Source organism: Rhodopseudomonas sp. BR0C11 (assembly GCF_010820945.1).
In the GTDB taxonomy this organism is placed as follows: domain Bacteria; phylum Pseudomonadota; class Alphaproteobacteria; order Rhizobiales; family Xanthobacteraceae; genus Rhodopseudomonas; species Rhodopseudomonas palustris_H.
In genome coordinates this window covers 1-6859 of the sequence record NZ_QTKI01000256.1, presented here as the reverse complement: position 1 = coordinate 6859, position 6859 = coordinate 1, and the positions used below count along the sequence as shown (strand labels likewise).

Genomic DNA, 6859 nt, shown 5'->3' with positions numbered 1-6859 from the left:
ATCCAGCTCCGGCGCTGCGACCGCTTCGGATTGTCGGTCCGCAGCCTCACGCCATCGCTCGTCCGGATGATTGTCGTTGCTGACGAGGGCAGGCCGGGCGGCGAGAAAGCGGGGCGGCCCGGGCCATGGGGCGATTGCCTCACCATCGCCGCGCCCGTCGGTCATCGTCTCGTGCAGTCCGGCGTGGTCGGTCCCGACCATGGCACGCTCTTACGCAAACGATACTCGCGTCTCGCGTCGGATGGTCTATAAGACCGCCGGTGCGGAACCCCTGACTATGCAACCACAGATTGCGATGTTGATCAATGGCCGACCGGCCGTCTGGCGCGCAGCCGTGGCGGCGCTGGCGCTCGCCGCGACCACGCTGCTGACGCCTGTTGCCGCGCGGGCTGCGGAGACCGCGCCCGAGGCGAAGGCGATTGCGGACGCGACCGCGCATGCGGTGCCGGGGTTTTGGGATCCGCGGCGGCGGCCGGAGCGGCCGGACATGTCGCGCCTGACGATGATCCGGTTCCTGACCGAGGTCGATTATCCGCCGTTCAACTTCACCGGGGCCGACGGCAATCCGGCAGGGTTCAACGTCGATCTGGCCCGCGCGCTGTGCGATGAGATCAAGATCACCTGCACGGTGCAGATGCGGAAGTTCGAGACCCTGCTCGACGCGCTCGCCGGCAATCGCGGCGATGCCATCATCGCGTCGCTGGCGGTGACGCCGCAGACTCGCACCAAGCTGGATTTCACCGATCCCTACTACCGCACGCCGGCGCGGTTCGTCGCCCGCAAGGATGCGGTGATGCCCGAGATGCGGCCGGAATATCTCGAAGGCCGCAAGGTCGGCGCGGTCGCCGGCTCGGCGCATGAGGCCTATCTGAAGGCGATGTTCACCGACGCCGAGCTGCATTCCTATCCGAACGCCGAGGCGCTGCGGACCGCGCTGAAGCGGGGCGAAGTCGATTTCATCTTCGGCGACGCGATCTCGCTGGCGTTCTGGATCAACGGCACCGATTCGGAGAACTGCTGCGCATTCTCCGGCGCTCCGTTCCTGGAGAGCCGCTATTTCGGCGAGGGCGTCGGCATCGCGGTGCGCAAGGGCAACGACACGTTGCGCCAGGCGCTGAATTGGGCGCTGTTCCGGGTTTGGGAAAAGGGCCAGTACACCGACTTGTGGCTACGGTATTTTTCCGTCAGCCCGTTTTGAAAGACCCGCCTTCAAGGGCGGCTGGAGACCTGAATGACGACGATCGACCTTCCGAGCGCTTCCGAGCTGCGCACCCTCGCCGAACAATCCAACGCCTGGCCGTTCGAGCAGGCGCGCGCGCTGGTGAACCGGCTGAAAAAGCATCCGAAGGACGAGGTGCTGTTCGAGACCGGTTACGGTCCGTCGGGGCTGCCGCATATCGGCACGTTCGGCGAGGTCGCGCGCACCACGATGGTCCGCCATGCCTTCCGCGTGCTGACCGACGACAAGATCAAGACCAAGCTGCTGGCGTTCTCGGACGACATGGACGGCCTGCGCAAGGTGCCGGACAACGTGCCGAACAAGGAGCTGCTGGAGAAGAATCTCGGCAAGTCGCTGACCAGCGTGCCCGATCCGTTCGGCACCCATGATTCGTTTGGCGCCCACAATAACGCGCGGCTGCGCGCCTTCCTCGACACCTTCGGCTTTGATTACGAATTCGCCTCGGCGACCGAGTACTATAAGTCGGGCCGGTTCGACGCGACGCTGTTGAAGGTGCTGGAGCGGCTCGAGAAGGTGATGGCGATCATGCTGCCGTCGCTCCGCGAGGAGCGCGCCGCCAGTTACTCGCCGTTCCTCCCCATTTGCCCGCGCACCGGCGTGGTGCTGCAGGTGCCGATCGTCGCGCACGACGTCAAGGCGGGCACGATTTCCTACGACGATCCGGAAACCAATGAGCGCATCACCGTTCCGGTCACCGGCGGCCATTGCAAGCTGCAATGGAAGCCGGACTGGGCGATGCGCTGGACCGCGCTCGGCGTGGACTACGAGATGGCCGGCAAGGACCTGATCGATTCCGTGAAGCTGTCCGGCAAGATCGCCCAGGCGATTGGCGGCACGCCGCCGGAAGGCTTCAACTACGAGCTATTCCTCGACGACAAGGGCCAGAAGATCTCGAAGTCGAAGGGCAACGGCCTGACGATCGAGGAATGGCTGCGCTACGCTTCGCCGGAATCGCTGTCGCTGTTCATGTACCGCGAGCCGAAGGCGGCGAAGCGGCTGTATTTCGACGTGATCCCGCGCAATGTCGACGAGTATCAGCAATTCCTCGATGGCTACGCGCGGCAGGATCTGAAGCAGCGGCTCGCCAACCCGGTCTGGCACATCCATTCCGGCAATCCGCCGCAGGCCGACATGCCGGTGACGTTCCAGCTGCTGTTGACGCTGGTGTCGTCGTCCAATGCCGAAAACGCCGATACGCTGTGGGGCTTCATCGGCCGCTACCGGCCGGGCGTGACACCGCAGAGCCATTCCAAGCTCGACGCGATGGTCGGTTACGCGATCAATTACTACCGCGACTTCGTGGCGCCCACCAAGGTGTTCCGCGACCCGACCGACGCCGAGCGCGCCGCGCTGCAGGATCTGCGCGATGCGCTGTCACAGCTGCCGGCGGACGCGACCGCCGAGGCGATCCAAGACGTGGTGTACGAGATCGGCCGCCGCGAGCCGTTCCTCGATCACAAGAAGACCGCAAAGGACGGCAAGCCGGGCGTGTCGCTCGACTGGTTCAACATGCTGTACCAAGTGCTGCTCGGCCAGGAGAAAGGGCCGCGGTTCGGCTCGTTCGTGGCCGTCTACGGCGTCAGCAACGCGGTGGCGATGATCGACGGCGCGCTGGCGCGCAGCGCGTAAGATCAACAAGCGCGGCGCCGGACAGCGCCGCGCTCCGCGATCAGGCCGCTCGCACCGCGGCCGAGAAGCGGTCGACCTCGGTCTTGAGATGGCGGCTTTCCGCCAGCAGCGCGGCGGCGAGATCGTGCACATGCGTGGAGGCCGCGCCGGTTTTCTCGGCGCCCTCGCGGACCGCCCCGATCGTCCCCGAGACTTCCGTCGCCGCGTCCGCCGATTGCCGCACCGTGCTGGCGATCTCGCGCATCGCGGCGCCTTGGTGATCGACGGCCGAGGCGGTTGAATCCGAAATCTCCGAGATCTGCAGGATGGTGTTGCCGATCGCCTCGATCGCCGACACCGACGATTCGGTCGCCGCCGTCATCTGGGCGATCTGTTCGGTGATCTCGTCGGTCGCGCGCGCGGTTTGCGCGGCCAGCGCCTTCACTTCGGCGGCCACCACGGCGAAGCCGCGGCCGGCCTCGCCGGCGCGCGCGGCTTCGATGGTGGCGTTGAGCGCCAGCAGGTTGGTCTGCGACGCGACCGCGTTGATCAGATCCACCACATCGCCGATGCGCCCGGCTGCCTTCGACAGCTCGGCGATCCGGGCGTTGGTTTCCTGCGCCTGCCGGACAGCGGCCTGGGAAATGTTCTGCGATTGCCGGACCTGCTGACCGATCTGCGAGGCCGATGAGGCTACCTCGTTGCAGGATACGGACGCGGACTGCGCCGTTGCGCAGGATTGCTGCGAAGCCGCCGCCACTGTCGTCGCCAGGTGCTGCGTGGTCTCGGCCCCGCTCTCGAGCTGTCTGGCGGCTGCTTCCATGTCGGCGGAGGTGGAGGTCACGGTCTGAACGATGCGGCCGATCGCGCGATCGAGGTCGTCGGCCATCTTGTGCATCTCGGCGCGGCGATCGGCGTCGGCTCGCGCCTTGATGCCCTGCTCGGACTCCATGGCTTCGACCCGCAACGCGTTGTCCTTGAACACCTGAACGGCCCGCGCCATCGCGCCGACCTCGTCGCCACGCTCGATCGCCGGAATGGCCACGGCCCGATCGCCGCTCGCCAGCCGCCGCATCACCTCGGTCATCCCGGTGATCGGCACGATCACCCGTTTCACGATCGCCGTCAGCCCAGCCACGAACAGCAGGAACACGACGCCGGACACGCCCCACAGCAGATAATTAAGGTCGGTCACGCGGACCGCCGTCGCGGCTTCTGTGGCGGCGTTGAGATCGTTGGTGCGCTTGACGATGTCGTCGATGATCGCGCGATGCGCCGTGTAGGCGGCGGTCAAATCCTTATAGGCCTGCATCGCGGCATCCGGATCCTTGGCCTCGATCGCCGGAACCAGGCTCGCATCGATGATGCGCCAGAATTTCTGCACCTCGCGGTCGGAATCATCGATCAGCCGCGCCTTGATGGCCGGCTCGAGCGGCGCCTTGCGCCAGAAGGCGTGACGTTCCTGGTACTCCTTCTTGAGGCGGTCGAGCCGCTCGCGGTGAAGCGCGGAAGAGCCGGGGTCTTCCAGCGCCAGCGTCGCTTCCAGATAGGCTTCGATCACATAGGCGGGCGGCGGCAGGATATCGGCCACCAGATCGTTGCCGAGCTTGATCTGCTCATACAGCGGCCCGCCGACCTTGAGCTGGGAAAGGCCGTACAGGCTCGCCCCGAAAATCGCCGCCAGGCCTGTGCCGATGATGAGGCCGAACATCAGAACCGCTCGGGTGATTGAAAGTCGCATCTAAGCCTCTCAGGTCGACGCCGCGTAAATCACTCACCCGCGGGAGATTTTGGAATCCCGGAGCGGCGTCTCGGTTCAATGAACGAGTTCCTAAATACCCCACGGCGCACCAGTTGCGTTACTCGTGGGACTACCAAAGCGGCAAATGCCGATGAGAGGGACGGCCCTGGGCGAACTACGCAGTCGCCTCTTGCGACGTTGATGCGATTCGGGGCGAGGGTATGAGAAGAAAGCGCAGCAGGGTGCAACAGGTGCGATGTGTCTCGGGTGTGGCAATTTCGTTGGCTGCTATTCCTGATACCAATCGCGAATGGCGCGCTGATACCTACCGTATGCCTTAATCTGGTATCACAGGCCTGTTGCCGCGTTGAAGTGACGCAGTCTTTCGCGTCACAGTTTTGATTTCAAACAAAGTTTGCTGCGTTGCGTCTTTCGCACAGTCGACACAACGATAATCCCTCGTCGGGTTGCCGCTGGAGCGGCCCCGTCAGTTTGCTCGTCAGCTCCAAAGGGAAAGACAGTGCCGTTTCTCATCAGGTCTCATGGAGGAAGACAATGTCTGAACTGGCTGGACTGCCCTACGACGCCAACATGCCGGCGATCGTCTGGTCGATGTATCTCGTTGCAGCTGCGTTGTACTGCGCGCCGATGCTGATCGCGTTCGCGCGCAACGTCGAATACAAATGGGGACTCTACGTCGGCAATCTGCTGCTCGGCTGGACCGGCATCGGCTGGGCCTACGCGTTGTACTATGCGGTCTTCGCCGACAAGGAGCGGGTGCCCCAACCTCGCTTGTCTCTGGTTCGATAGCTCGTTGCCGTAACCCTTTGCGGCGGATCGGTCGCGGCCGAAGCCGTCAGGCGCCTCGGTGCTATTTCGCCGAGGCGCCGGCGGCCAGCACCGGACGCACCGCATCACCTTCGCGGAGCAGTGCGCCTGCGCGTTCGACCACGATGTCGCCTTCCTTCAGACCCTCGCGGATTTCGACGTTGCCGCCATTCATCAGGCCGATCTCGACGCGGCGGGTTTCGACCGCCTGGCGCCGCACGACCTGCACGATGGTTCCGACCGGATTGTAGATCACCGCGGTGAGCGGCACCGAGATGTTGCAGCTCTCGCCGGTCTTGATGGTGGCGCGACCGGAGGCGTTGGCGAGCAGGCGCTTGTCCGAGCTGATGCCGACGAACACGTTGCCGAGCTGGGTCTTCGGCTCCACCGTGGCGGAGACGCGGCGGACCTTGCCCTGCAGCTCGTTTTTGTCGCCGACCACCTTCACGGTCGCGGTCTGGCCGACCGACAGCCGCGGCATGTCGCGGGTCGGCACCTGTCCAACGAGATCGAACTCGCCGCGGCTGACGATGGTGAACAGCGCTTCGCCCTTCGGCGACGCCGGTGCGCCGATCAAAGCGGTCGAAGCCGACACTAGGCCGGCGACCGGCGCCTGAACCGTGCTGCCGCCGTCGAGCTTCGCCAGGGTTTGGCCCTGGGTGACCGTCTCGCCGGGGTCGACCAGCACGTCGCTGATCTTGGCGCCGGTCCGGTCCGGTCGCACCGAGACTTCGTCGCGCGGGATCAGGAAGCCGGAGACCTCGACCTCCGCCGGAAAGCAGGCCTTGGCGGCGGGAAAGACGGTGACGGTCTGGGCGGCGGCTTCACTTCCCTGGGCGCGGACCGGAGATACGAGCGCGCAGGTGATCGCGAGAACCAGCAGCGTTGCACGCTGAAGATCAGGCCCCAAACGGAGGGGATCAGCGATCAGCCTAGTCATGTTGGGTCCTTGCCTCGATGCCATCCAAGCTTTGCTCTCGCGAATTCCGCTCGTCGTGATCTTGCCGGTCCGCATCGATCGTCACCGTCCGAACAGCTGCTTGATAATCGCGTCCACCGCCGCACCGTGATCGTCGTCAGGGCGGCTGGCGTCGCCTGAGTTGTTGCGATCGCCGCGGCTGCTGCCGAGCAGGCCGAACAGACCGCTGCCGATCTCGCGCAGGCGTTGATACGACGCATCCGGATCATCGAGCACGCCGGCGATATCGGGGAAGATGCGCGGTGCGATCCACGGTCCCTCGATCCTGACCGGAATGCCGAAGCCGATCGGCTCGGGGGCGGGCGCAACACTTCGCTCCAACGCGTTCTGTCCCTGCGTCGTCAGCACCAGCTTGGGCTCAACTTTGAGCGCCAGCGTTTTGGTTGGCAGGTCAATCGCGCCGGCGCCGGTCATCCGCACCAGCGGACCGGCGAGCTTCAGGTCGGAGGTCTCGGCCTTGCCT

At 65.1% G+C, this 6859-nt stretch carries 6 protein-coding genes and 1 pseudogene; 3 read left to right on the top strand and 4 right to left on the bottom strand.

Annotated elements, in window-relative coordinates; genetic code table 11:
* The coding region (locus DYI24_RS28115; RefSeq protein ID WP_205523572.1) for a hypothetical protein at positions 1–201 on the bottom strand (201 nt) is incomplete at its 3' end.
* 76 nt (positions 202–277) lie between these two features.
* Between DYI24_RS28115 and DYI24_RS17965 the strand changes: the two genes are divergently transcribed.
* Both DYI24_RS17965 and DYI24_RS17960 read left to right on the top strand, forming a co-directional pair.
* Positions 278–1198 carry an ABC transporter substrate-binding protein gene (locus tag DYI24_RS17965; RefSeq protein ID WP_246701292.1) on the top strand — a complete coding sequence of 307 codons (921 nt, stop codon included), beginning with the start codon at positions 278–280 and terminating at the stop codon, positions 1196–1198.
* 33 nt (positions 1199–1231) lie between these two features.
* On the top strand, positions 1232–2869 hold the full coding sequence (locus DYI24_RS17960; protein ID WP_164573271.1) for a lysine--tRNA ligase: 1638 nt from the start codon (positions 1232–1234) through the stop codon (positions 2867–2869).
* Between the two features lie 40 nt (positions 2870–2909).
* Here the strand turns inward: DYI24_RS17960 and DYI24_RS17955 are convergent, their stop codons facing one another.
* A complete protein-coding gene (locus tag DYI24_RS17955) occupies positions 2910–4589 on the bottom strand; it encodes a methyl-accepting chemotaxis protein (protein WP_164573270.1) in 1680 nt (559 codons plus the stop codon).
* A gap of 555 nt (positions 4590–5144) precedes the next feature.
* Here DYI24_RS17955 and DYI24_RS17950 point away from each other — a divergent pair.
* Positions 5145–5399 (top strand): superinfection immunity protein, encoded by a 255-nt coding sequence (locus DYI24_RS17950; protein WP_164573269.1) that lies wholly within the window; start codon positions 5145–5147, stop codon positions 5397–5399.
* Between the two features lie 61 nt (positions 5400–5460).
* Here DYI24_RS17950 and DYI24_RS17945 read toward each other — a convergent pair whose 3' ends face one another.
* Positions 5461–6357, bottom strand: coding sequence for an efflux RND transporter periplasmic adaptor subunit (locus DYI24_RS17945; RefSeq protein ID WP_164573268.1), 897 nt, complete (start codon positions 6355–6357; stop codon positions 5461–5463).
* A gap of 81 nt (positions 6358–6438) precedes the next feature.
* Positions 6439–6859, bottom strand: a pseudogene (locus tag DYI24_RS17940) (AsmA-like C-terminal region-containing protein); the annotation flags it as partial.

Coding starts and splice junctions, on each gene's coding strand:
- DYI24_RS17955 (WP_164573270.1), bottom strand. CDS start 4,589: ATGCGACTTTCAATCACCCGAGCGGTTCTGATGTTCGGCCTCATCATC.
- DYI24_RS17960 (WP_164573271.1), top strand. CDS start 1,232: ATGACGACGATCGACCTTCCGAGCGCTTCCGAGCTGCGCACCCTCGCC.
- DYI24_RS17965 (WP_246701292.1), top strand. CDS start 278: ATGCAACCACAGATTGCGATGTTGATCAATGGCCGACCGGCCGTCTGG.
- DYI24_RS17945 (WP_164573268.1), bottom strand. CDS start 6,357: ATGACTAGGCTGATCGCTGATCCCCTCCGTTTGGGGCCTGATCTTCAG.
- DYI24_RS17950 (WP_164573269.1), top strand. CDS start 5,145: ATGTCTGAACTGGCTGGACTGCCCTACGACGCCAACATGCCGGCGATC.